This is a genomic window from Xanthomonas sp. NCPPB 3005, assembly GCF_041228095.2.
In the GTDB taxonomy this organism is placed as follows: domain Bacteria; phylum Pseudomonadota; class Gammaproteobacteria; order Xanthomonadales; family Xanthomonadaceae; genus Xanthomonas_A; species Xanthomonas_A bonasiae.
On the sequence record NZ_CP166096.2, the window covers coordinates 2,895,936 to 2,922,864 of the forward strand.

15 protein-coding genes are annotated in these 26,929 nt (G+C 67.9%); all 15 read left to right on the plus strand.

Features of this window, described 5'->3' with window-relative positions; genetic code table 11:
- Positions 1–72: 72 nt before the first annotated feature.
- The 15 genes from AB8810_RS12580 to AB8810_RS12650 all read left to right on the plus strand — a co-directional run bounded on the left by AB8810_RS12580 (position 73) and on the right by AB8810_RS12650 (position 26,830).
- Positions 73–813, plus strand: coding sequence for a flagellar motor protein (locus tag AB8810_RS12580; protein WP_179564482.1), 741 nt, complete (start codon positions 73–75; stop codon positions 811–813).
- A gap of 10 nt (positions 814–823) precedes the next feature.
- A complete protein-coding gene (motD, locus tag AB8810_RS12585; protein WP_369913809.1) occupies positions 824–1,813 on the plus strand; it encodes a flagellar motor protein MotD in 990 nt (329 codons plus the stop codon).
- Complete coding sequence (locus tag AB8810_RS12590) at positions 1,813–2,601, plus strand: ParA family protein (protein ID WP_179564478.1); 789 nt, start codon at positions 1,813–1,815, stop codon at positions 2,599–2,601. The genes motD and AB8810_RS12590 overlap by 1 nt, the downstream gene beginning before the upstream one ends.
- A complete protein-coding gene (locus AB8810_RS12595; protein ID WP_369913810.1) occupies positions 2,598–4,067 on the plus strand; it encodes a chemotaxis protein CheW in 1,470 nt (489 codons plus the stop codon). Before AB8810_RS12590 ends, AB8810_RS12595 begins: the two co-directional genes overlap by 4 nt.
- Before the next feature lie 289 nt (positions 4,068–4,356).
- Complete coding sequence (locus AB8810_RS12600; RefSeq protein WP_074375519.1) at positions 4,357–4,665, plus strand: STAS domain-containing protein; 309 nt, start codon at positions 4,357–4,359, stop codon at positions 4,663–4,665.
- Positions 4,662–5,027, plus strand: coding sequence for a response regulator (locus AB8810_RS12605; RefSeq protein ID WP_003470902.1), 366 nt, complete (start codon positions 4,662–4,664; stop codon positions 5,025–5,027). The genes AB8810_RS12600 and AB8810_RS12605 overlap by 4 nt, the downstream gene beginning before the upstream one ends.
- A gap of 34 nt (positions 5,028–5,061) precedes the next feature.
- The gene (locus AB8810_RS12610) at positions 5,062–7,062 is read left to right on the plus strand and encodes a chemotaxis protein CheA (RefSeq protein WP_179564474.1); all 2,001 of its coding nucleotides are present in this window, start codon (positions 5,062–5,064) and stop codon (positions 7,060–7,062) included.
- Positions 7,063–7,663: 601 nt separating this feature from the next.
- The gene (locus AB8810_RS12615) at positions 7,664–9,895 is read left to right on the plus strand and encodes a methyl-accepting chemotaxis protein (RefSeq protein ID WP_369913811.1); all 2,232 of its coding nucleotides are present in this window, start codon (positions 7,664–7,666) and stop codon (positions 9,893–9,895) included.
- A 315-nt stretch (positions 9,896–10,210) separates the two neighbouring features.
- Positions 10,211–12,376: a methyl-accepting chemotaxis protein gene (locus AB8810_RS12620; protein WP_369913812.1), complete on the plus strand. Its 2,166-nt coding sequence runs from the start codon at positions 10,211–10,213 to the stop codon at positions 12,374–12,376.
- A 396-nt stretch (positions 12,377–12,772) separates the two neighbouring features.
- Complete coding sequence (locus AB8810_RS12625; RefSeq protein ID WP_179564468.1) at positions 12,773–14,983, plus strand: methyl-accepting chemotaxis protein; 2,211 nt, start codon at positions 12,773–12,775, stop codon at positions 14,981–14,983.
- Between the two features lie 197 nt (positions 14,984–15,180).
- On the plus strand, positions 15,181–17,841 hold the full coding sequence (locus AB8810_RS12630; RefSeq protein WP_369913813.1) for a methyl-accepting chemotaxis protein: 2,661 nt from the start codon (positions 15,181–15,183) through the stop codon (positions 17,839–17,841).
- Positions 17,842–18,245: 404 nt separating this feature from the next.
- Positions 18,246–19,013 carry a transporter gene (locus tag AB8810_RS12635; RefSeq protein WP_191826751.1) on the plus strand — a complete coding sequence of 256 codons (768 nt, stop codon included), beginning with the start codon at positions 18,246–18,248 and terminating at the stop codon, positions 19,011–19,013.
- A 19-nt stretch (positions 19,014–19,032) separates the two neighbouring features.
- Positions 19,033–21,408 (plus strand): methyl-accepting chemotaxis protein, encoded by a 2,376-nt coding sequence (locus AB8810_RS12640; protein ID WP_369913814.1) that lies wholly within the window; start codon positions 19,033–19,035, stop codon positions 21,406–21,408.
- 338 nt (positions 21,409–21,746) lie between these two features.
- Positions 21,747–23,990: a methyl-accepting chemotaxis protein gene (locus AB8810_RS12645; protein WP_369913815.1), complete on the plus strand. Its 2,244-nt coding sequence runs from the start codon at positions 21,747–21,749 to the stop codon at positions 23,988–23,990.
- A 587-nt stretch (positions 23,991–24,577) separates the two neighbouring features.
- Positions 24,578–26,830, plus strand: coding sequence for a methyl-accepting chemotaxis protein (locus tag AB8810_RS12650; protein ID WP_369913816.1), 2,253 nt, complete (start codon positions 24,578–24,580; stop codon positions 26,828–26,830).
- Positions 26,831–26,929: the final 99 nt, after the last annotated feature.

Genomic DNA, 26,929 nt, shown 5'->3' on the forward strand with positions numbered 1-26,929 from the left:
GAATCCCCACTCCGGACTCCCCAATCCCGGCCGTCCCATCAAGTCCCTCCCCTCGCTGCCGATAGTTTCTGCATGGACAAACTCAGTCTCATTGGCTTGCTGTTGGCGATCGCCTCGCTGGTCGGCGGCAGCATCCTCAAGGGCGCCGGCGTGTCGGCGCTGTGGTCGCCGGCCGCGTTCGTGATCGTGATCGTCGGCACCGTCGCCGCGATCCTGGTGCATACCCCGCCGGCGGTGTTCAAGCGCGCGTTCCAGATCGCCAAGTGGATCCTGCATCCGCCGGCCAGCGATCGCCAGGCGCTGCTGCAGCAGATCGTGGAGTGGAGCAACATCGCCCGCCGCCAGGGCCTGCTCGGCCTGGAGAACCAGGTGCAGCAGCAGCACGACCCGTTCGTGCGCAAGGGCCTGCAGATGCTGGTCGACGGGGTGGAGCCGGAATCGATCCGGCACATGCTGGAAATCGACCTGGACGGCCAGGAACACTGCGACCTGGCCGCGGCCAAGGTGTTCGAAGGCATGGGCATCTATGCGCCGACGCTGGGCATCATCGGCGCGGTGCTGGGGCTGATCGCGGTGATGAAGAACCTCGCCGACCCGAGCAAGCTCGGCCACGGCATCGCCGCCGCGTTCACCGCCACCATCTACGGCATCGCCTCGGCCAACCTGCTGTTCCTGCCGATGGCCAGCAAGCTCAAGAGCGTGATCAAGCACAGCAGCGGCGAGCGCGAAATGATCATCGAAGGGCTCATCGCCATCGCCCAGGGCGAGAACCCGCGCAACATCGAATCGAAGCTGGCCGGCTTCTTGCATTGACCCGACGACTATGGCCCGCAAGCGTCAGCACGAAGATCACGTCAACCATGAGGCATGGGCCATCCCCTATGCCGATCTGATGACGTTGCTGCTCGCCTTCTTTGTGGTGATGTACGCGCTGTCCACGGTCAACGAGGCCAAGTACCGGGTCATGGCCGACGCGATGAGCACCGCCTTCGGCGGCGCGCCGCGGACGATGAGCCCGGTGCAGGTCGGCGATCACCTGATGCAGGGCCAGGGCGGCGCGCGCCCGACCCCGATCAAGTCCAGCCCGGCGCTGTCCCTGCCCGATCCGAACCGGCTGCCCTCGGCCTCGCCGCTGCGTTCGCCCAGCGCGCTGCGCGACGAGGAGCAGCTGCGGCGCGCGCAGCGCCAGCTCGACGGCATCGCCGACCGGCTCGGCGCCGCCCTGGCGCCGCTGATCCAGAAGAAGCTGATCACCGTGCGCCATGCCGGGCTGTGGATCGAAGTGGAGATCAACAGCGACATCCTGTTCGGCTCCGGCTCCGCGTCGCTGGACCAGAGCGCCCGCGCCACCCTCGCGCAGCTGGCGCAGGTGCTGGTGCCGGTGCCCAACGGCGTGCGCGTGGAGGGCTATACCGACAACAGCCCGATCGCCACCGTGCAGTTCCCGTCGAACTGGGAACTGTCGGCGGCGCGCGCGGCCAGCGTGGTGCATCTGTTCGCCGACCAGGGCCTGCAACCGTCGCGGCTGTCGATGATCGGCTACGGCGAGTTCCGCCCGCGGGCCGACAACGACAGCCAGGCCGGCCGCAACGCCAACCGCCGCGTGGTGCTGGTGATCCTGGCCGACGCCGGCGGTCCCGACAGCGGCAGCGGCACGGCGCCCGTCGCCGCGGCCGGCACGCCGACGCCGCAAGACCGATTGACCGATACCGCCGGCGCCGCGCCGGCGACCCCGCTACATTCCGCCGCGGCGGCCACCGGCAATGCCGGCCCGTCCCGCGCGGTACCTGCCGCCATTGAAGGAGTGAACTGATGCGCATCTGGGCGATTGCCAACCAGAAGGGTGGCGTGGGCAAGACCACGACCACGCTGGCGCTGGGCCGTGGCCTGGCCATGCTCGGCCACCGCGTGCTGATGCTGGATCTCGATCCGCACGCCTCGCTGACCCGCGCCTTCGACGTGCCGCAGGACCCGCCGCCGAGCGGCGTGCTGGACCTGTTCGCCACGCCGCCGAGCGACCTGGCCGCGCTGGCCCGCGACAGCGCCATCGAACGCCTCAGCTACGTCTGCGGGCAGACCGCGCTGGCCACGCTGGAGCGGCGCAGCGCCAACCAGCCCGGGCTGGGCCTGGCGCTGCAGCAGGCGATGGCGCGGCATGCCGGCCAGCACGACTACATCCTGCTCGATTGCCCGCCGACCCTGGGCCTGCTGATGATCAACGCGCTGGCCGCGGCCGACCGGGTGATCATCCCGACCCAGGCCGAGCCGCTGGCGCTGCACGGCCTGGCCAGCATGGTCCGCACCGTGGACATGGTCGAGCGCTCGCGCCGCCGTCCCCTGCCCGCGTCGATCCTGCCGACCCTGTTCGACAAGCGCACCCGCGCCGGCAACGACACCTTGCGGCAAATGCAGGACAGCTACGGCGAGCGGGTCTGGGAAGACGCGATCCCGGTCGACACCAAGATCTGCAACGTCAAGGCGTTGACGGTGGCCGGCGTCCCCGGCGACTACCCCGGCCGCGGCCTGGCCGCCTACCGCCGCGCGCTGGAATGGCTGATCGCCAGCGACGCCACGCCCATGGAGCAGGAGCAGGCCGCATGAACACGCCCGGGGTCATCGACGACTATCTGGAAGGCCTGCTGCACGACGTGATCGCCGAAGAGCGCGACGCCGAACGCCAGGCCACGCTCGTCGCGGCCAGCGCCGCAGCGACGCCGGAACCGGAACCGGAACCGGTGCGCGCCGTCGAGGCCGCCGCGCCGGTGGTCCCCTCCGCGGAGGACATCGCTGCCGCGGTGCTGGCCGAAGCCGATTCCGATCCGACCCTGGCCGGCATCATGTCGCAGCAGGCCCTGACGCCCAAGTCGGCCGGCCCGACCCCGGAAGAACTCGCCGCCGCGGTACTGGCCGAAGCCGACGCCGATCCGGCCCTGGCCGGCATCATGTCGCAGCAGGCCCTGGCGCCCAAGCCGGCTGGCCCGACCCCGGAAGAACTCGCCGCCGCGGTACTGGCCGAAGCCGACGCCGATCCGGCGCTGGCCGGCATCATGTCGCAGCAGGCCCTGGCGCCCAAGCCGGCCGGCCCGACCCCGGAAGAACTCGCCGCCGCGGTACTGGCCGAAGCCGACGCCGACCCGGCGCTGGCCGGCATCATGTCGCAGCAGGCCCTGGCGCCCAAGCCGGCCGGCCCCACCCCGGAAGAACTCGCTGCCGCGGTGCTGGCCGAAGCCGACGCCGATCCGGCCCTGGCCGGCATCATGTCGCAGCAGGCCCTGGCACCCAAGCCGGCTGGCCCGACCGCCGAAGAAATCGCCGCCGCGGTACTGGCCGAAGCCGATTCCGACCCGGCCCTGGCCGGCATCATGTCGCAGCAGGCGCCCTCCGCCGCCGACCGTGAGGCCGATCTCGAGGTGGTGGCGGCGATGGAGATGCAACGCGCCGCCGCGCCGCCGCGCGACCTGGCCGCCGAAGACGACGCCGCCGCCGCGCGTGCGGTCAAGCGTCCGCCGATGGCGGTGCCGCCGGAACGCCGCGTCGAGGCCGAGCGTGCGCAGGCCGCGGGATCGCGGCTGCCGCCCAACCTGCAGGCGTTCATGGCCCCGAGCGCCCCCCACGAAGCCTCCCCGCACCAGCGTCGCGCGCCGGACCGCAGCACCCGCTGGCTGCGCCTGCGCTGCGGCGAACAGGCCTATGCGCTGGAACTGCTGAAGGTGCAGGAAGTGGTGCTGCCGGTGCCGCTGCTGGCGCTGCGCGGCACCCCGACGGCGATGCTGGGGATCATGAACCTGCGCGGCCAGGTGGTGCCGGTGATCGACCTGGGCATCCACCTGGGCGCCGCGCCGATCGAGATGGACATGCTGACCCGGGTGGTGGTGCTGGAAGAGAACGGCGAGACCCTGGGCCTGCGCGTGTCCGCGGTCGAGGACGTGGCCAGCCTCACCGACCAGCAGATCGAGCCGCCGGACAACGCCCGCATCTGCCGCATCTCCAACCACCTGTTCCGCGGCGTGGCGCGGCTGGGGCCGCAGCCGATGATCCTGCTCGACGCCGAGCAACTGCTGCACTGAGCGCGCGAGGGCAGGCCCGCCGTGCTTGCGCACGTGCGCGGCAAGCCGGGCCAGCAAGGGAACCTGCGCCGGCAGGCGCCCCGCAACGGCGCAGTGCCGTGCGCGCCCAGGCGCCGCACGGCCAGTGGCCGTGTGCGGCGCGCCCCAACCCAGGCCCCGAGCCAGCGGCGATGCGCCGTGGCAGCGGCAGCCGGCAACTGCCAACCCTGCCGCACTTTCCCGATGCGCCGCTAAAGCTTCCCGCGCATTGGCCGTTATCTGCCCTAGAACCATTCCGTGCGGAGCAATGATGAGCACAGTGACCCTTGGCGAAGATCTCGGCATCGAGACCAGCGCCGACCTGAAACAACGGCTGACCCCGTTCCTGGCGTCGGACGACGAGCTGCAGCTGGACGCCGGCGAGGTCCGCCGCATCCATACCGCATCCGTGCAGGTGCTGTGCGCATTCGTCGATGCACGTCGGAAGGACGGCAAGAGCACTGTGTTCGCAACCTGCAACGACACGTTCCGCGACGCGGCACGCCTGCTAGGGGTCAGCGCATCGCTGGGCCTTCCTGCAACCCCTGACAACCTGAAATCTGTGGAGAACGCCGCATGAGCGCACGTATCTTGGTGGTGGACGATTCGGCGTCGATGCGCCAGATGGTCTCCTTTGCCCTCACTTCGGCCGGTTTCGCGGTCGAGGAAGCCGAAGACGGCCAGGTCGCCCTCGGCCGCGCCCAGGGCCAGCGCTTCAACGCGGTGGTCACCGACGTCAACATGCCGAACATGGACGGCATCTCGCTGATCCGCGCGCTGCGCCAGCTGCCGGACTACAAGTTCACGCCGATGCTGATGCTGACCACCGAGTCGGCGGCGGACAAGAAGTCCGAAGGCAAGGCCGCCGGCGCCACCGGCTGGCTGGTCAAGCCGTTCAACCCGGAACAGCTGATCGCCACCGTCCAGAAAGTCCTGGGCTGATTTCCTCTCCACCCTTTTTCCGGATTCCCCGCCCATGAGCATGGACCTGCAACGTTTCCACGCCACCTTCTTCGAGGAGAGCCGCGAAGGGCTGGACGCGATGGAAGCCGGATTGCTGTCGCTGGAAGAAGGCAACCGCGATCCCGAAGTGATCAACTCGGTGTTCCGCGCCGCGCACTCGATCAAGGGCGGCGCCGCCACCTTCGGCTTCGAGGCGATGGCCGGCCTGACCCACGTGCTGGAGACGCTGCTCGACGAGCTGCGCTCGGGCAAGCGCGAGGTGGAAGCGCACGCGATCGATGCAATCCTGGGGTCGGTGGACGTGCTGCGCGCCTTGCTGCGCGAAGCCGAGCACGGCACCCCGGCCGATCCGGTCGCGGTCAAGGCGGTGCACGACCGCCTGCAGCAGGCCCTCAACGGCAACGCCGCCGCCGCGCCCGCCGCGACCCCGGCCGCCAACCAGCCGGCCGAACCGGAAGCCTGGCAGATCGGCTTCACCCCGGCGCCGTCGCTGTTCATGAGCGGCAACGACCCGCTGCGCATCATCCGCGAACTCGAACACCTCGGCCCGCTGCAGGTCGCCTGCCGCACCGCGCGCCTGCCCGGCTTCAGCGACCTCGACCCGCTCGAGGCCTACCTGGCCTGGGACCTGGGCCTGGTCGGCAAGATCCCGCGCAGCGCGATCGAAGACACCTTCGCCTGGGTGATCGACGACTGCGAACTGGACATCCGCGCGGTGCCGCCGCCGAGCCTGGCCAGCGCGCCCGCCCCGACCCTGGCGCAGCCGCCGGCCAGCGCCACCGCCGCGCCGGCCGCTGCCGTGGCCGCCAACGCGCCGGCCGGCAACGCCGCCGCCGCGCACGAAGCGGAAAGCTCGATCCGGGTCAGCGTCGACAAGGTCGATGCGCTGATCAACCTGGTCGGCGAACTGGTCATCACCCAGGCCATGCTCAAGCAGGTCTCCGGCGATCTCGACCCGGCCCATGCCGAGCGCCTGTTCGCCGGCCTGGACCTGCTCGAACGCAATACCCGCGACCTGCAGGAAGCGGTGATCGGCGTGCGCATGCTGCCGGTGGACGCGGTGTTCCGTCGCTTCCCGCGCCTGGTCCGCGACCTGTCCACCCGCCTCGGCAAGCAGGTGCGGCTGCGCACCATCGGCGAAGGCACCGAACTGGACAAGGGCCTGATCGAGAAGATCGCCGATCCGCTGGTGCACCTGGTGCGCAATTCGATCGACCACGGCCTGGAAATGCCGGAAGCGCGCCGCGCCGCCGGCAAGGACGAGACCGGCACCATCACCCTGGCCGCCTCGCACCAGGGCGGGCACATCGTCATCGAAGTCAGCGACGACGGCGCCGGCCTCAACCGCGACCGCATCCTGGCCAAGGCCGCCGAACGCGGCCTGAGCGTGCCGGACAACCCCACCGACGCGCAGGTGTGGGACCTGATCTTCGCCCCCGGCTTCTCCACCGCCGACGCGGTCACCGACCTGTCCGGCCGCGGCGTGGGCATGGACGTGGTCCGCCGCAACATCCAGGGCCTGGGCGGCGAAGTGCAGCTGGAAAGCAATTCCGGCCGCGGCACCCGCGTGCTGATCCGCCTGCCGCTGACCCTGGCGATCCTGGACGGCATGACCGTGTCGGTCGCCGGCGAGACCCTGATCCTGCCGCTGGCCTACGTGCTCGAAGCGCTGCAGCCGCAGCCCGACGACATCCGCAGCATGGCCGGCGAAGGCCGCGTGTTGCGGGTCCGCGGCGAATACCTGCCGATCCTCTCGCTCAGCGATTCGTACGGCTACGGCCGCACCGAGCAGGCCGAGCCGCTGGTGGTGGTGGTCGAGGCAGACGGCCAGAAGATCGCGCTGGAAGTGGACGAACTGGTCGGCCAGCAGCAGGTGGTGGTCAAGAACATCGAGAACAACTACCGGCGCATCGGCGGCATCTCCGGCGCCACCATCCTCGGCGACGGCCGCGTCGCCCTGATCGTGGACATCGGCGGGCTGGTGCGTTCGCTGAAGGTGCCGCAAGCGGCCTGATCGCTTCGGTCGATGCACCGCCGACGACGCGGCAGCGCGTCGTCGGCCAACCAAATCGCGGCCGAAGCCGTTGCTTTCGGAACACGCCGCATCCTGGACGGACTCCCCACGCGTCGTGACGCAGACGGGTCCGTGCAGTCGAACACATCGACGTTGGCGTTCGGCTCGGTGCAATGCCGAGAACGCCCAGGGCATGATGCCTGCTCGCGGATGCGCCTGATGCATACCGCAGAGTCACCAGAAATCAGGTAGCCGAACACGCATCTGCGCTCGACCCGCTTCGCCGGGATCGCGCGCCGATCGCGCAGGCTGCAGCGGCGATGCAGCAGGCCGCACGACCCCACCGCATGCGCCCCAAGAACGCCGGCACCATCGCCGGCGCGAAGAAAAAGCAGGCCGGACACCGACGCTGGCCGCCGACGCTCCATTTTTCAGACGCCACGACCGCTACGCCGCAGACCCCAGACGCGATGCCCAGGATCCATGGGCATGGCGCGCGGTCTTGCGGCTACAGCGGCCTTCCTGCAGGGACGCCGCAAACGCAACTGACATCCTCACGTCAGCCGATCTTCCATGCCCTCGGGCTTCCTGGAACTCTGCAATGAACGCACTTCTGCAACGCTACAACGTCGGCCGCCGGCTGACGATGGCCTTCGGCCTTTTGATCCTGCTGTCCTGTCTGCTGGTCACCGCCGGCCTCGTCACCCTCGCCAAAGCGCGCGGCGAGCTCGACGACATCGTCAACGTCAACATGGAAAAGATCCGGCTATGGAGCGAGATGCTGGATGCCAACAACAGCATCTCGATCGCGTTGCGCGACCTGTCCATCGCCAAGGATGCAGACGACATCGCCACTGCCAAGGGCGTCATCGATAGCCAGCGCCTGCGCTACAACACCAACCGCGATGTGCTGTTCGCCACGCCCACCGATGCGAAGGGCATGACGAACCGCGCGCTGGTGTCCAAGCAACGGGACATTGCCCGCGTAGCGAACGATGCGATCATCGCCAGCGCCATCGCAGGCCGCCAGGCAGAAGCGCAAGCGATGTTGATGGGCACAGGCGGATCAGCGATGAACGCCTGGCAAAAAGGCATCCGTGACGCCGTTTCCACCCAGCGCAAGAATGCCGCCATCGCCTACACCACGGCGACCAGGGCAATGGCGAACGGGCGCAATACGATGGTCGCCGGGGGCTTCGGCGTGCTGCTGGTCAGCAGCCTGCTGGCCTGGATGATCACCCGCAGCCTGACCCAGCCGCTGAACCGCGCCATCCGCATTGCCGAGGCGATCGCCGACGGTCGCCTGGACAACGATGCGAAGACCCAGGCGCGTGACGAGACCGGCCGCCTGCTCGATGCAATGGATCGCATGCAGACCCAGTTGCAACGCTTCTCCAGCGAAACCGCGCTGATGATCGAACTGCACGCGGACAAGGACATGACCCACCGCATGCCGTCGGATTTCCCGGGCGTGTACGGCGAACTCGGCGCAGGCATCAACACCATGATGTTCGAGCACCTGGATGCCATCGTCGATGCGATCGCGGTGCTCAACGAGTACGCCATCGGCGACCTGCGCCGCGATGTGCGGCGCCTGCCGGGCAGCCGGGTGGTACTGCACGAATCGATGGACGCGGCCAAGGCCAGCCTGCTGGCGATCAACACCGAGATCAAGCGCCTGGCCGCGGCCGCCGCCGCCGGCGACTTCAGTGCCCGCGGCGATGCCGGACGGTTCCAGTACGATTCGCGGGTGATGGTGCAGGATCTCAACGCGATGCTGGAAGCCAGCGACAGCAACCTGGGCAAGCTGTCCACGCTGTTGCGCTCCATCGCCGAAGGCGACCTGACCGCACGCATGCACGGCGAGTTCCAGGGTGTGTTCGCCACGATGCGCGACGATGCCAATACCACGGTCGCGCAACTGACCGACATCATCGGCGGCATCCAGACCGCCGCGATCAGCATCAACGCCGCCGCCGGCGAGATCGCCGCCGGCAACGACGACCTGTCGCGCCGCACCGAGCAGCAGGCCGCCAGCCTGGAGGAAACCGCCGCGTCGATGGAAGAGCTGACCTCCACGGTCAAGCAGAATGCCGACCATGCACGCCAGGCCAACCAGCTCGCGGTCGGCGCGGCGGCCGTCGCCACCCAGGGCGGCGATGTCGTGAGTCAAGTGGTGACCACCATGAGCGGCATCGAGACCTCGTCGAAAAAGATTGCCGACATCATCAGCGTCATCGACGGCATCGCCTTCCAGACCAATATCCTGGCGCTCAACGCCGCGGTGGAAGCGGCGCGGGCCGGCGAACAGGGTCGCGGTTTCGCCGTGGTCGCCAGCGAGGTGCGTACCCTCGCCCAGCGCTCGGCCGGTGCCGCCAAGGAGATCAAGAGCCTGATCGACGACTCGGTCGGCCGTGTCGCCGCAGGTTCGGTCCTGGTCGGCCAGGCCGGCCAGACCATGCAGGAGATCGTGTCCTCGGTGCAGCGTGTCACCGACATCATGAGCGAGATCTCCTCGGCCTCGCAGGAGCAGTACGCCGGCATCGAACAGGTCAACCAGACCGTGACCCAGATGGACGAGACCACCCAGCAGAATGCCGCCCTGGTCGAGGAAGCCACTGCCGCGGCCCGTTCGATGGAAGAACAGGCCGGTCAGCTGACCGAAACCGTCGCCCTGTTCAAGCTGGAAGCCGCCGCCGCGCCTTCGCCGCAACGCACCTCGGCCGCATCGCGTCCGGCCCTGCATGCCGTGCCCGCACGCAAGCTGCCCGTACGCGCCAAGCCGGCGCTGGCAGCGACAGCCTCCACCGCGAAGGATTGGCAGACCTTCTGAGCCAGGCCAGGGCATTGCCCTGCGAAGCGCCCCATCGGCCGTGCTCACCCCACGGCCTTTTTTGTGCGCATGGGCGCATCGCGCGCTTCAGTCCGGCCGCAGCCGATCGCGGACCAGGGTGCATCCCGCCCGGCACTCAGGCGCTTAGCAGCCGAACCCTGCCATCTACAGGTGCGCTGCGATGCGCTCAACCGGCTAAAGATCCCGACCACACCGCCGTTATGAAGTAGACAAAATACGACGAAATTCACAGTTTCAAAAAATATTATTGCTTAGTGAATTAAAGCCCATCTACGAAAGAAAGGAGCCAGCTACATGACCGCATTCCTGCAGCGCTACAGCGTTGGCAATCGACTCTCAGCAGCATTCGGCATCCTGATCCTGATCTCCGGCCTGCTGGTTGCCGCCGGATTGTTCGCGATGTCCGGCGCGCGCAAGCAATTGGACAGCATCGTCCATTCCAATATCGAGAAGATCAACCTGTCCAACGGCATGCTGGATGCGAACTCCGCCATCCTGGTGGCACTGGGATCGTATGCCACCCAGGTCGGCAATACCGATGCCGCCAAGGAGTTGGCAGTGATCCAGACCGAACGCCAGCACTACAACAGCGAACGCGACAAGCTCTATGCGATGCCGACCAATGACGCCGGCAAGCGCCTGCGTGCGGAAATCCAAGACCTGATGAACAAGGCACGACCGCTGAACAACGCGGTGATCGAAGCCGTCAAGGCGGGCGAGTATGTTCAGGCGCAGCAACTCTTCCACGAAAAATCGCGTCCCGCGACGCTCGCCTGGCAGACCAAGATCCGCGAGAACGCGGTCCTGCAGAACCAGCTCAGCAAGGAGGCGCATGCGACCGCGGTCGGCCATATCGAACGCGGCCGCGCGATGCTGATCGGCGGCGGCATCGCCGCGGTGCTGGCCAGCAGCCTGCTGGCCTGGCTGATCACCCGCAGCCTGACCCAACCGCTGAACCGCGCCACCCGCGCCGCCGAGGCCATCGCCAACGGCCGCCTGGACAACGACGTCAGTACCCAGGCCCGCGACGAGCCCGGCCGCCTGCTCAACGCGATGGACAAGATGCAGACGCAGCTGCAGCGCTTCTCCAGCGAAACCGCGCTGATGATCGAACTGCATGCCGACAAGGACATGACCCATCGCATGCCGCTGGACTTCCCCGGCGTGTACGGCGACCTGAGCAAGGGCATCAACACCATGATGTTCGAGCACCTGGACGCGATCGTCGACGCGATCGCGGTGCTCAACGAATACGCCAACGGCGACCTGCGCCGCGACGCGCGGCGCCTGCCCGGCAGCCGCGCGGTGCTGCACGAATCGATGGACGCGGCCAAGGCCAGCCTGCTGGCGATCAATACCGAGATCAAGCGCCTGGCCGCGGCGGCCGCCGCCGGCGACTTCAGTGCGCGTGGCGATGCCGATCACTTCCAGCACGACTTCCAGGCAATGGTGCAAGGCCTCAACGCCATGATGGAAGTCAGCGACCGCAACCTCGGCAAGCTCTCCGCGCTGCTGCAGTCGATCGCCGCAGGCGACCTGACCGCGCGCATGCACGGCGAGTTCCATGGCGTGTTCGCCAGGATGCGCGACGACGCCAACGCCACCGCCGACCAGCTGACCGGCATCGTCGGCCGCATCCAGACCGCGGCGGTCAGCATCAATGCCGCCGCCACCGAGATCGCCGCCGGCAACGACGACCTGTCGCGGCGCACCGAGCAGCAGGCCGCCAGCCTGGAAGAGACTGCCGCGTCGATGGAAGAACTGACCTCGACCGTCAAGCAGAACGCCGAGCATGCGCGCCAGGCCAACCAGCTCGCGGTCGGCGCCGCATCCGTCGCCTCGCAGGGCGGCGACGTGGTCGGCCAAGTCGTCACCACGATGAGCGGCATCGAGACTTCGTCGAAGAAGATCGCCGACATCATCAGCGTCATCGACGGCATCGCGTTCCAGACCAATATCCTCGCCTTGAATGCGGCCGTGGAAGCGGCGCGGGCCGGCGAACAGGGCCGCGGTTTTGCGGTGGTCGCCAGCGAGGTGCGCACCCTCGCCCAGCGTTCGGCCGGTGCGGCCAAGGAGATCAAGAGCCTGATCGACGAGTCGGTGACCCGCGTCGCCGAGGGCTCGACGCTGGTGCGCCAGGCCGGCCAGACCATGACCGAGATCGTGTCCTCGGTGCAGCGCGTCACCGACATCATGGGCGAGATCTCCGCGGCGTCGCAGGAGCAGTACGCCGGCATCGAACAGGTCAACCAGACCGTCACCCAGATGGACGAAGCGACGCAGCAGAATGCTGCGCTGGTGGAAGAAGCCACCGCCGCGGCGCGGTCGATGGAAGACCAGGCCGGCCAGCTCACCGAAGCCGTGGCGGTGTTCAAGCTCGAGGCGGCCAACGCCGCGCCGGCCAGCCGGGCCGCCCTGCGCAGCCTGCCGGCACAGCCGGCGCAATTGCGTCAGGCATAGACGCCAGGCCTAGCCAGACAGGAATGGCGGCGATCGCAAGCTCAGCCGCCACCTGACCCAGCGCAATGCGACACCGATCGGCCGCGGCCCCCCCCGCGGCCGAATCGCGTTCTGGGACACAGTGCCGACTTACCCCGTGCTGGGATTCGCCGCACGCGGCCGCTGTGCGGCAAGCCACAACCGCACGCCGTCGCGTGTCACTGGCCAGCCGGATAAAGGCGTCATGCATCAATAAACCAAATATCGATATGCTTTGACTATCTATTGATATCAAGAAATCGATTGAATTTAACGATAGACCCGCCGTTACAGAGGACATGGATGCAGTGATCGGCATCCGACGCGCTGCTGTCGCCCTTTCATAGCCCGTTTCATCCTCAACTCCGGGATCCATCGATGAAGACCAAGAATCTGCCCCTGTCGGCCCAACTCGCCATCGGCTTCGGCGCCGTCGTGCTGGTGCTGCTCATCGTCGGCGCGATCAGCCTGCGCAGCCAGTTCCAGTTCAACGACGCCGTCGCCATCAACGAACATACCTTCAAGGTGCTGGCTACCGGCGAACTGATGCAGGCCAACACCCTGAACGTGCAGACCAGCACCCGCGGCTATCTGCTGTCCGGCAACAAGGACTACCTGCAGCCGTTCGCACTCGGCCAGGCCGGCTTCGAGAAGAGCTTCGCCGAGGCCAAGCGCCTGACCGCGGACAATCCGCGGCAACAGGCGCGCCTGGCGCAATTGCAGTCCGCGTACCAGGAGCTGGTGCAGATCGAGCAGCAGGTCATCGCCCTGCGCGAGCGTCCCGACAGCCAGCAACAGGTCTTGGCCGCGTTCGGCGAAGGCCGCGACCGCGAGGCGATGAACAAGATCCGCCCACTGCTGAGCGCATTCGCCGACGAGGAAAGCGGGTTGCTGGTCAAGCGCAGCCAACAGCTGGAAACGGTGCGCGCGCAGGGCAAGTGGTCGGTGCTGCTCGGCAGCCTGGTCGCGATCCTGGTCGCCGTGGGCATGGGCCTGGTGATCCGCCGCCAGCTGGTCAAGCGTCTGGGCCTTGCGATCGACGTGGCCGACGCCATCGCCTCGGGCAAGCTGGACAACACCATCGATACCCAATCGCGCGACGAGACCGGGCGCCTGCTGGTCAGCATGAGCAGCATGCAAAACCAGTTGCGCGCCGTGCTCGCCGCGCAGACCGAAATGGCGCAGCGCCACGACGCCGGCCAGATCAGCTATCGCATGGACGAGAGCGTCTTCCCCGGCGACTACGGGCGCATGGTCCGCGACAGCAATGGCCTGGTCGCTGCGCATATCGCGGTGAAGATGCGCCTGATCCAGATCATGGGCCGCTATGCGATCGGCGACCTCAGCGAGGACATGGACCGACTGCCCGGCGAGAAGGCCGTGCTGACCACGACGATGGACACGGTCAAGCAGAACCTCGGCGCGATGAACCGCGAGATCGGCCAGCTTGCCGATGCCGCGGCGGCGGGAGACTTCAGCGTGCGCGGCGACGCCGAAAGCTTCCAATACGACTTCCGCGCCATGATCGACAGCCTCAACCAGCTGATGGCCACCGCCGACGGCAACCTCGACGCGCTGTCGCAAATGCTGCGCGCCATCGCCGCCGGCGACCTGACCGCCCGCATGAGCGGCGACTTCAACGGTGTGTTCGCGACCATGCGCGACGACGCCAACGCCACCGCCGAGCAACTGGCCAGCATCGTCGGCGGCATCCAGACCGCGGCGGTCAGCATCAATGCGGCGGCCAGCGAGATCGCCGCCGGCAACGACGACCTGTCGCGCCGCACCGAGCAGCAGGCCGCCAGCCTGGAAGAGACCGCCGCCTCGATGGAAGAGCTGACCTCCACCGTCAAGCAGAACGCCGAACATGCCCGCCAGGCCAACCAGCTCGCGGTCGGCGCCGCCTCGGTCGCGGCGCAGGGCGGCGACGTGGTCGGCCAGGTGGTGACCACCATGAACGGCATCGAGGCCTCGTCCAAGAAGATCGCCGACATCATCTCGGTGATCGACGGCATCGCCTTCCAGACCAACATCCTGGCGCTCAATGCCGCGGTGGAAGCGGCGCGCGCCGGCGAACAGGGCCGCGGCTTCGCGGTGGTCGCCAGCGAGGTGCGGACGCTGGCCCAGCGCTCGGCCGGCGCCGCCAAGGAAATCAAAAGCCTGATCGACGACTCGGTCGGCCAGGTGTCCAACGGCTCGGCGCTGGTGCGCCAGGCCGGCCAGACCATGAGCGAGATCGTGTCCTCGGTGCAGCGCGTCACCGACATCATGGGCGAAATCTCCGCCGCCTCGCAGGAGCAGTACGCCGGCATCGAGCAGGTCAACCAGACCGTCAATCAGATGGACGAGACCACCCAGCAGAATGCCGCCCTGGTCGAGGAAGCAAGCGCCGCGGCGCGGGCGATGGAAGAACAGGCCAACCAGCTCACCGGCGCCGTGGCGGTGTTCAAGATCGAGGCCGCCAACGACGCGGTCGCGGCCCGACCCGGGCTGCGCAGCGTGCCGGCCCCGCGTTCGCCGCTGCGCCCGGCGCCGCGGCCGCGGGCCCTGGCCGCCGTGGGGACCGCAACGGAATGGCAGGAGTTCTGAGTCCAGCGGCGGCTCCCACCGCTGCATGAGGTTCCGATCGGCCGCAGCTCGCTGCGGCCGATTCAATTTATGAGACGCAGTGCCGATAAGGAATCAGACCCAGGATAGTGCCGATACCGTCGTACCCAACAAGAAACGCGGCACCACAGCGCGGGCGAACGGATCGGTTGCTTCGTTTTTCTCCACTTCTGCCAGCGATGAACGCCATGAGCCCGACCCCAGCCCCCCGCTTCACCAGCGTCGCCACCCGCCTGATGCTCGGCGTGGCCGCGATCGCCGTGCTGTGTTTCGGCGTGACCGCCGCGATCATCTACGTGCGCAGCAGCGATGCGCTGCTCACCTCGGCCAAAGCCGGCATGACCGATGCCGCCTACCTGGAAGCGCAGCGCATTTCCAACGATATCGGCGCGGCCTTCGTCTCCAACCAGGTATTCGCCAACAGCCTGCTGGCGCAGCGCAACCAGGACGGCAAGGTGCGCGAGACGTTCAGCGATATCGTGCTGCGCGAATTGCGCCAGCACCCCGACTGGACCGGCCTGGGCACGCTGTGGGAGCCGCAGGCGTTCGATGGCAAGGACACGGCCTATGCCAACGCCGACGGCCACGACGCCAGCGGCCGCTACATGGTGTATTGGGCCTGGCAGGGCGACAAGCAGGTGCGCGAACCGCTGCGCGACTACGAGGTGCCCGGCTCCGGCGACTGGTATCTGAAGGCGCGCCAGCAGCACCGCCCGACCGTGGTGGAACCCTACGTGTACGAGATCGGCGGCAACAAGGTGCTGATGACCACGCTGACCACGCCGGTGCTCGAGGACGGCAAGTTCCTGGGCGTGGTGACCACCGACTTCGGCCTGGCCAAGCTGCAGGAACGCCTGTCCAAGCTGCGCCCGCTCGGCGCCGGCCATGTGCGCCTGCTGTCGCCCGGCGGCGCGATCATCGCCGATCGCGACCCGGCCAAGGTCGGCAAGAAGCTGGACGACCCGGGCACGCGCACCTTGCTGGCCGCCATCGCCAAGGGCGAGAGCGTGACCCGCGAAGTCGCCGATGCGCAGACCGGCGCCACCGACATCGAAGTCTACGTGCCGCTGCAGATCGGCCAGGCACAGGAGCGCTTCGCGCTGGGCGTGGCGGTGCCGCGCGCACTGCTGATGGCCCAGGCGCGCTCGCTGCTGTGGACCATCGTCGCGGTCGGCCTGTGCGCGGCGCTGCTGCTCAGCGCCGGTCTCTACCTCCTGCTGCGGCGCCTGGTGGTCACCCCGCTGGCCAACGCCGTAGAGGTGTCCGGCGCCGTCGCCGCCGGGCGCCTGGACAGCCGCATCCACTACCAGCGCAACGACGAGCTGGGCCGCCTGTTCGGTTCGTTGCAGCGGATGCAGGAACAACTGCGTGCCGTGCTCGATGCGCAGAAGGAAATGGCGCAACGCCACGACGCCGGCCAGATCAGCTACCGCATGGACGAAAGCGCCTTCCCCGGCGATTACGGACGCATGGTCCGCGACAGCAACGCGCTGGCCGCGTCGCATATCGCGGTGAAGCTGCGCCTGGCGCAGATCATGGGCCGCTACGCGATCGGCGACTTCAGCGAGGACATGGACCGCCTGCCCGGCGAAAAAGCCGTGCTGACCGAGACCATGGACACGGTCAAGCAGAACCTGACCGCGATGAACCGCGAGATCAACCAGCTCGCCTCCGCCGCCGCGGCCGGCGACTTCAGCGTGCGCGGCGATGCCGAGCGCTTCCAGTACGACTTCCGCGCCATGGTCGACAGCCTCAACCAGCTGATGGCCACCGCCGATGGCAACCTGGAAGCGCTGTCCACGCTGCTGCAGGCCATCGCTGCCGGCGACCTGAGCGCCCGCATGCAGGGCCAGTTCCAGGGCGTGTTCGCCCGGATGCGCGACGACGCCAACGCCACCTCCGAGCAGTTGGCCGCCATCGTCGGCCGCATCCAGACCGCCGCGCTGAGCATCAACAGCGCCTCCAGCGAGATCGCCGCCGGCAACGACGACCTGTCGCGCCGCACCGAGCAGCAGGCGGCCAGCCTGGAGGAAACCGCCGCGTCGATGGAAGAACTGACCTCCACGGTCAAGCAGAACGCCGAGCACGCACGCCAGGCCAATCAACTCGCCGTCGGTGCGGCCACCGTCGCCTCGCAGGGTGGCGACGTGGTCAGCCAGGTGGTGACCACGATGAACGGCATCGAGACCTCGTCGAAGAAGATCGCCGACATCATCAGCGTCATCGACGGCATCGCGTTCCAGACCAATATCCTCGCCTTGAATGCCGCGGTGGAAGCGGCGCGTGCCGGCGAACAGGGCCGCGGTTTCGCCGTGGTCGCCAGCGAAGTGCGCACCCTCGCCCAGCGCTCGGCGAGCGCGGCCAAGGAGATCAAGGGCCTGATCGACGAATCGGTGACCCGCGTCAGCGAGGGCTCGGCACTGGTCGATCAGGCCGGCAGGACCATGCAGGAGATCGTGTCCTCGGTGCAACGCGTCACCGACATCATGGGCGAGATCTCCGCCGCCTCGCAGGAGCAGTACGCCGGCATCGAGCAGGTCAACCAGACCGTGACCCAGATGGACGAGGCCACGCAGCAGAACGCCGCGCTGGTCGAGGAGGCCACGGCCGCGGCGCGCGCGATGGAAGAACAGGCCGGCCAGCTCACCGAGGCCGTGGCCGTGTTCAAGCTCGACAACGCCGCCGTCTCCACGCCGGCAGCCGTAGCCAAGCCCGGCCTCGCGGTCGCCGCGCCAGGCACGAACGCCAAGCGCGCGCCGGCAAGGCGCAGCAACGTGCCGATGCGCGCGGTGCCAGGCAAGCCGGCGAGCACCGCCGACACGCAGTGGCACGAGTTCTGAGCCGTTGCGGTTCGGCGCATACCCGCACCACCGCGGGTATGCGCCGCAACGGCATGGGCGGCTGTGCCTGGTTGGATGGCTTGTCGCCAGCCGTTCCATCGCGTCGCCATCGGCTGGGCCCCTCTCCCACCGGCGACCGAAGGAAAGCCCTGCGGGAGAGAGGATTGGGGTGACGTGCGACAAGCACGCCACGCCAACCGCCGCTGCGTTGTCCTTTCGATGACCTCCGCGCGCCATCGGTCGGACATGTTTAAAGATACGTCGCGTCTGGCCGCTAGCCAGTATGACATTTGGCTGACCGCGTCTTGGGGACGCGACAGCCGGTCCAAACGGACCATGCGGCCAGTCCGGGACAGCCCGGCCAGGCGCATGCGTTTCACGGTCGACCGTTCACGGGGAACACAATGAAACCTATCGTTCTTGCCAGCTGCCTGACCTTGTTCGGCATCGCCAGCCTCGCGCACGCCGAAGAGGAGCCGATCGCCACCGATCGCCCCGACTTCGTCGAATCCAGCCTCACCGTCGGCGATCGCCGCCTGCAAGTGGAAACCAGCGTGGCCTGGGAGCGCGACGACGGTGTCGACGGCTACGCCACGCCCACCCTGTTCCGCTACGGGCTCGGCCCGACCTGGGAACTGCGCCTGGAAACCGACGGCTGGCAGCACAACGACGTGCCCGGCGGCGATGGCGACATCTCCGGCTTCGCCGACGTCTCGCTCGGGGTCAAGCATCACCTGGCCGCGTCCGACGACGGCGGCGCCTCGCTGGCGTGGTTGCTGCACGTGGACCTGCCCAGCGGCGCGCGCCGCCTGCGCGGCAACGGCGCGCGGCCTTCGTTCCGCCTGGTCGCCGAATGGGAGCTCAGCGACAGCCTCTCCGCCGGGGTGATGCCGGGCGTGATCTGGGACGAGAACGAGGATGGCCACCGCTACGCGGCCGGCATCTTCGGCGTGGTGCTCGGCAAGTCATGGAGCGAACGCAGCCGTTCGTTCGTCGAACTGGCGCTGCCGCAGATCGCGAAAAGCGACGACGGCGGCACCGTCGCCCTGCTCGACGTCGGCTCGGCCTGGCTGCTGAGCAACGACGTGCAACTGGATGTGGCCTACAGCTACGGCCTCAACGATCGTTCGCCGGATCACGCGCTCGGCGCGGGTTTGTCTTTCCGTTTTTGAACCGAACCAGGCGATACCGATGAAGATCATGCACATGCTCGCAATCCTGGTGCTGGTGGCGGTGCTCGCACTGCTGGCGCTGGGGGGCGTCGGCTACAGCGCCCAGCAAGGATTGCTCGGCGCGGTCGCCGCACAGGTCACCTCGTCCGATGCGCTGCGCAACCACATGCAGGCGGACATGATGCACGACGCGTTGCGCGGCGACGTCACCACCGCGCTACTGGCCGCCTCGCGCCAGGACGATGCCGGCATCAAGGCCGCGCGCGCCTCGCTGGGCGAGCACGCCGCGGAGTTCCGCCAGGCCCTGGCCGACAACCGCAAGCTGCCGCTGGATCCGGCCCTGCGTCGCGAACTGGACGCGGTCACGCCTGCGCTGCGGGGCTACATCGACGCGGCGAGCCAGGTCGTGGGCCTGGTCGAAACGGGTGCGGATAGCGCCGCCGCCTATGCCGCCTTCACCGAAAAGTTCGAGCAGCTCGAAACCCGCATGGGCTCGATCAGCGACCGCATCGCGGCGCTGAACGAGGCCAATCGCAGCGCGGCCGAGCAGTACAGCCACCGCGTGACCTGGCAACAGTCCGCTGCGGTGGTGCTGGCGATCCTGTGCCTGGGACTGGCCGCCGGCTGGATCCTGCGCTCGGTCTCGCGCCTGCTCGGCGGCGAGCCGAGCGTGGCGATGGCCGCCGCCCAACACATCGCGGCGGGCCGCCTGGACCAGCCGATTCCGGTCGCCGCCAAGCACGCCAACAGCCTGATGGCGGCGCTGGCGCGGATGCAGCGCGAACTGCGCGAGCGGATCGAACGCGAGCGCAGCGTCGCCGCCGAGAACCTGCGCATCCGCACCGCGCTGGACAACGCCTCGACCGGCATGTACATCGCCGATCCCGACCTGACCATCGTCTACGCCAACGGCGCGCTGCAGAAACTGCTGGACACCTACGCCGACGACATCCACGCCTGTGCGCCGGCGTTCCAGCGTTCCAGCCCCCTGCTCGGCCAGCCGGTGTCGTTGCTGGAAGTGGGCAACTCGCAGGACGCCGAGATCTACCAGCAGCTCGACCGCCAGGGCGTCGCGCAGCGCGAGGTGCGCTACCGCGAAGCCTGCATCGCCCAGGAGGTCTCCGCGATCCGCAACGAGGTCGGCGCCCACGTCGGCTTCGTCTGCGAATGGCGCGACCGCACCGCCGAAGCCAGGGTCGAAGTGGAGGTGGCCGAGGTGGTGCGCAGCGCCGCGGCCGGCGACCTGTCCAGACGCATCGACAGCGACGGCAAGCAGGGCTTCTTCCTGTTGCTGGCGCAGCAGCTCAACGGCCTGCTCGACGCCAATGCGGGCAGCATCGCCGAAGTGTCGCGCCTGCTCAGCGCACTGGCCGACGGCGACCTGAGCGCGCGCATGCACGGCGAGTTCGACGGCGTGTTCGCGACCATGCGCGACGATGCCAACGCCACCGCCGAACGGCTCGCCGGCATCGTCGGCCGCATCCAGCAGGCCGCCGGCAATATCAACACCGCGGCCAGCGAGATCGCCGCCGGCAACGACGACCTGTCGCGCCGCACCGAGCAGCAGGCGGCCAGCCTGGAAGAGACCGCCGCCTCGATGGAAGAGCTGACCTCCACGGTCAAGCAGAACGCCGAACACGCGCGTCAGGCCAACCAGCTCGCGGTCGGCGCCGCCTCCGTCGCCTCGCAGGGCGGCGCCGTGGTCAGCCAGGTGGTGACCACGATGAGCGGCATCGAGACCTCCTCCAAGAAGATCGCCGACATCATCTCGGTGATCGACGGCATCGCCTTCCAGACCAATATCCTGGCGCTCAACGCCGCGGTGGAAGCGGCGCGCGCCGGCGAACAGGGCCGCGGTTTCGCCGTGGTCGCCAGCGAGGTGCGTACCCTCGCCCAGCGCTCGGCCGGTGCGGCCAAGGAGATCAAGGGCCTGATCGACGACTCGGTGACCCGCGTCGCCGAAGGCTCGGCACTGGTTGATCGCGCCGGGCAGACCATGGCCGAGATCGTGTCCTCGGTGCAGCGCGTCACCGACATCATGGGCGAGATCTCCGCCGCCTCGCAGGAACAGTCGGCGGGCATCGAGCAGGTCAACCACACCGTCACCCAGATGGACGAGGCCACGCAGCAGAACGCCGCCCTGGTCGAGGAAGCCACCGCCGCGGCGCGCGCGATGGAAGAACAGGCCGGCCAGCTCAGCGAGGTCGTCGCGATCTTCAGGCTCGACGGCAGCGCGCCGGGCACGGCGCTACCGAGCCGCCCCGTGGCTGCGGCGCAGACGCAAGCGAAGCGGCCTCAGCCGGCGAGCGGCGCGCGCAAGCCCGCCATGCGCGTGATCCCCGGCAACCGCGCCGCCGCCAGTACCGCGGCCGAGACGGATTGGCAGGAGTTCTGACCGAGGGCCAGCCGGACAGTTCGCCCGGCTGGCCTTCGGTACCGACGCGACATGCACGACGCGGCGCAATGGCGCGCCTCCCAGGCGTAGGGAGCGCACGCACCCGAGGTCGGGAATCGCCTTACGCCTAATGTTTCATGCAGCACCCCGGTTTCCGTGCCGATAGAGCCTTGAGGCGACGGCACGGCAGCTGCACACCAGTACAACGAAACAGTTGAATTCTCGCTCCATTTGCTTACCGCCACGTCTCGCCGCTCAAGGTTTCTTTCGGCACCGCCCATTGGGCGTGGCCAATCGAACCGCGACAGCCAACCTTCGGTAATCCAAAGAGGTCAGCCATGAATTCGTTCCTGCAACGCTACAACGTCGGCCGCCGCCTCGGCGGCGCCTTCGGTCTTCTGATCCTGCTCTCGTGCCTGCTGGTGGCGGCCGGGCTGCTTTCCATGTCGCGTGCCAAACAGGAACTCGACAACATCGTCAAGGTCAGCGTCGAGAAGACCCGGATCAGCAACGGCATGCTCGACGCCAATACCAATATCCTGGTCGCGCTGGGCACTCTGTCCATGGTCACCAGCGAGGAACTCAATCATCAGGCGCTGGCCGAGATCAAGAAGCAGCGCCAGCGCTATGCGGATTTGCGCAAGCAACTGGACGCGTTTCCGCCGAGCGAGAAAGGCAAGGTGCTTCGCGCCGAGATCGACGCCGCACGCGCCACCGCCCGCACCATGAACGACGAAGTCATCGCGCTCGCCACCTCCAACCGCAATGCGGAAGCGCAAACTGCGCTGAGCGAACACTCGCGCCCGGCCACCCTCGCCTGGAATGCGAAGATCCGCGAGAACGTGGACCTGCAGGACGGACAGCTGCAGACGGCCTATGCTGAGGCGACGCAGGCGATCGCCAGCGGTCGCAACATGCTGATCGCCGGCGGCGTGGCGGTACTGATCGTCAGCAGCCTGCTGGCCTGGGCGATCACCCGCAGCCTGACCCAACCGTTGAATCGCGCCACCCGCGCCGCCGAGGCGATCGCCGACGGGCGCCTGGACAACGACGTGCGCACCGATGCGCGCGACGAGCCTGGCCGCCTGCTCAATGCGATGGACAAGATGCAGACGCAGCTGCAGCGCTTCTCCAGCGAAACCGCGCAGATGATCGAGCTGCATGCGGACAAGGACATGAGCCATCGCATGCCGTTGGATTTCCCCGGCGTGTACGGCGACCTGAGCAAGGGCATCAACATCATGATGTTCGAGCACCTGGACGCGATCGTCGATGCGATCGCGGTGCTCAACGAATACGCCAATGGCGACCTGCGCCGCGACGCGCGGCGCCTGCCCGGCAGCCGCGCGGTGCTGCACGAATCGATGGATGCGGCCAAGGCCAGCCTGCTGGCGATCAATACCGAGATCAAGCGCCTGGCCGCGGCCGCCGCCGCCGGCGACTTCAGCGCCCGCGGCGATGCGCAGCACTTCCAACACGACTTCCGCCTGATGGTGGAAGGCCTCAACGCCATGATGGAAGTCAGCGACCGCAACCTCGGCAAGCTCTCCGCGCTGCTGCAGTCGATCGCCGCCGGCGACCTGACCGCGCGCATGCACGGCGAGTTCCACGGCGTGTTCGCGCGGATGCGCGACGACGCCAACGCCACCGCCGATCAGTTGACCGGCATCGTCGGCCGCATCCAGACCGCGGCGGTCAGCATCAACGCCGCCGCCACCGAGATCGCCGCCGGCAACGACGACCTGTCGCGCCGCACCGAACAGCAGGCGGCCAGCCTGGAAGAAACCGCTGCGTCGATGGAAGAGCTGACCTCCACGGTCAAGCAGAACGCCGAGCACGCACGCCAGGCCAACCAGCTCGCGGTCGGCGCTGCAGGCGTCGCCACCCAGGGCGGCGACGTGGTCGGCCAGGTGGTGAGCACGATGAGCGGCATCGAAGCCTCGTCGAAGAAGATCGCCGACATCATCTCGGTGATCGACGGCATTGCCTTCCAGACCAACATCCTCGCGCTCAATGCCGCGGTGGAGGCCGCGCGCGCCGGCGACCAGGGTCGCGGTTTCGCCGTGGTCGCCAGCGAAGTGCGCACCCTCGCCCAGCGCTCGGCCGGCGCGGCCAAGGAAATCAAGGGCCTGATCGACGACTCGGTGGCCCGCGTCGCCGAGGGCTCGGTACTGGTCGACCAGGCCGGCAAGACCATGCAGGAGATCGTGTCCTCGGTGAAACGCGTCACCGACATCATGGGCGAGATCTCCGCCGCCTCGCAGGAGCAGTACGCCGGCATCGAGCAGGTCAACCAGACCGTCACCCAGATGGACGAGACCACCCAGCAGAACGCCGCGCTGGTGGAGGAAGCCACCGCCGCGGCGCGCTCGATGGAGGAACAGGCCGGGCAGCTCACCGAAGCGGTGGCCGTGTTCAAGATCGACGACGCTCCCGCGGCAGCGCGCCGCCGCCCCACGGTCAGCGCGCCGGAGGTGGCGGCCGTGGTCAAGGCACAGGTCGCCGCTGCGACGCGTGCGGTGCGCAATGCGCCCAAGCGCGCGGCCGGAGGCGGCGGCGACGCCAGCTGGCAGGAGTTCTGAGTTCCGCAGTCGCCATGCCCGCCACGGCATGGCGACTGCGGCCGGCCAGGCCGGCATCGCATGATCGGCAAGCCCGGATCGTGGATTCGGGCTTTTTAATGTCCGCAGCGCGAATATGCGCCGCGCACCCGACAGATCGCGTCGCACCGCAACGGTCGCGGCGCCGCACGAGCATGCGCCGGAAGGCGCGTCGGCCAGTGCACAGCGACAGCGCCGCAAGGCATGGGAATCATTCTCATGCACGACACAAAAAAAACCTGCTCAAACCCCTCAAGTTTTCTGGGATGTGCATCTTGAGCCGAACATTTTTCGGTTCGCCCCCTAAAGTCCATCCGGCCAATGCCGCTAAAAGTCTCAATATGAGAATTTGTCTAAAAAATACTACTAAAGTTTTCGCCCTTCTCTGCTAAGGACCGCCGCCGTCCGACAGACGGACGGTCGCGTCTGTGGGCCAGACGCACAGTGCCAACCGCTTCTCCTGCATCCGCGTCACGTCTGCTGAGCTCCGGCGCCATGCAGACCGTTCTCCCTGCCGGGCCCGTACTTCCACAGTTCGACCATTCGTTAACCTGACCCGGTAGAGCCACATGACATCCAAAAATCCATCCATCTCCACCCAGCTCGCCATCGGCTTCGGCGCCGTGGTGCTGGTCTTGCTCGTCGTCGGCGGCATCAGCCTGAGCAGCCAGTCCAAATTGAACAGCGCCATGGAGATCAACGAACACACGTTCAAGGTGTTGGCCACCGGCGAAGAGATGCAGGAGAACGCACTGAATATCGAGACCGGCACGCGCGGCTATCTGCTGTCGGGCGACAAGCAGCATCTGCAGCCGTTCGAGAAGGGTCAGGCCGCGTTCGAAAAGGGCTATGCCGATGCCAAGCAGCTGACCGCGGACAATGCCAAGCAACAGGCGCGCCTGGTCGAGGTGGACAAGGCATACCGGCAATTCCTGGACGTGGAAAAAGACACCATCGGCATACGCGAGGCGGCCAACGGTGCCGAACAGTCCCTGGCCGTGTTCCGCGAGGGACGCGACCGCGCCGCGATGGGCAAGATCCGCCAGCTGCTCGCCGACTTCGCCAACGAAGAGACCAGTCTGCTGGCCAAGCGCAGCGCCGAGCTGGAAGCGGTCCGCGCCCGCGGCAAGTGGTCGGTGCTGATCGGCAGCCTGATCGCGGTGCTGGTCGCTGTGGGCATGGGCCTGGTGATCCGCCGCCAGTTGGTCAAGCGGATGGGCCAGGCCATTTCGGTCGCCGATGCCATCGCCTCGGGCAATCTCGACAATGCCATCGACACCCGGTCGCGCGACGAAACCGGCCGCCTTCTGCTCAGCATGAACAAGATGCAGACGCAGCTGCAGGCGGTCCTGGCCGCGCAGACCGAGATGGCCCAGCGCCATGATGCCGGCCAGATCAGCTACCGGATGGATGCCAAGGCGTTCCCGGGGCAATACGGCCGCATGGTGCACGACAGCAACGAGCTGGCGGGTTCGCACATCGCGGTGAAGATGCGCCTGGCGCAGATCATGGGCCGCTATGCGATCGGCGACTTCAGCGAGGACATGGATCGCCTGCCGGGCGAAAAGGCCGTGCTGACCGAGACCATGGACACGGTCAAGCAGAATCTGACCGCGATGAATCGCGAGATCAGCCAGTTGGCCACTGCCGCAGCGGCCGGCGACTTCAGCGTGCGCGGCGACGCCGAGCGCTTCCAGTACGACTTCCGCGCCATGGTCGACAACCTCAACCAGCTGATGGCCACCGCCGACGGCAACCTGCAGTCCTTGTCCACGCTGCTGCAGTCCATCGCCGCCGGCGACCTGACCGCACGCATGCACGGCGAATTCCAGGGTGTGTTCGCCCGGATGCGCGACGACGCCAACGCCACCTCCGAGCAGTTGGCCGCCATCGTCGGCCGCATCCAGACCGCCGCCTTGAGCATCAACAGTGCCTCGAGCGAGATCGCCACCGGCAACGACGACCTGTCGCGCCGTACCGAGCAGCAGGCCGCCAGCCTGGAGGAAACCGCCGCCTCGATGGAAGAGCTGACCTCCACGGTCAAGCAGAACGCCGAACATGCCCGCCAGGCCAACCAGCTTGCGGTCGGTGCCGCCGCGGTCGCCTCGCAAGGCGGCGACGTGGTCGGCCAGGTCGTCACCACGATGAGCGGCATCGAGACCTCCTCCAAGAAGATCGCCGACATCATCTCGGTGATCGACGGCATCGCCTTCCAGACCAACATCCTGGCGCTCAACGCCGCGGTGGAAGCGGCGCGGGCCGGCGAACAGGGCCGCGGTTTCGCCGTGGTCGCCAGCGAGGTGCGTACCCTCGCCCAGCGCTCGGCCAACGCCGCCAAGGAAATCAAGAGCCTGATCGACGACTCGGTCAGCCAGGTGTCCAACGGCTCGGCGCTGGTGCGCCAGGCCGGCCAGACCATGACCGAGATCGTGTCCTCGGTGCAGCGCGTCACCGACATCATGGGCGAGATCTCCGCCGCCTCGCAGGAGCAGTACGCCGGCATCGAGCAGGTCAACCAGACCGTCACCCAAATGGACGAGGCGACGCAGCAGAATGCTGCGCTGGTGGAAGAAGCCACCGCCGCGGCACGCTCGATGGAAGAGCAGGCGCGCGAGCTCACCGAAACCGTCGCGGTGTTCAAGATCGACGATGCTCCGGCGACGACGGCACCGGCGAGCCGGCGCCAGGCGATCAGCGCACCTTCCGTGTCCGCAATGGTCAAGGCACAGGTGTCGGCAGCGACCCGCACCGTGCGCGCCGCACCCAAGCGTGCGGTCGGCGCTGGCGCCGCCGCTACCGATACCAGCTGGCACGAGTTCTAAAGCCCTGCCATCGGAATGCCCACGATCGCCATGCCGTTCCGGCATGGCGATCGTCGTTGTGCCTGCCACGCGCAGCGCGAGCGCCTCCAGACTCGCGCT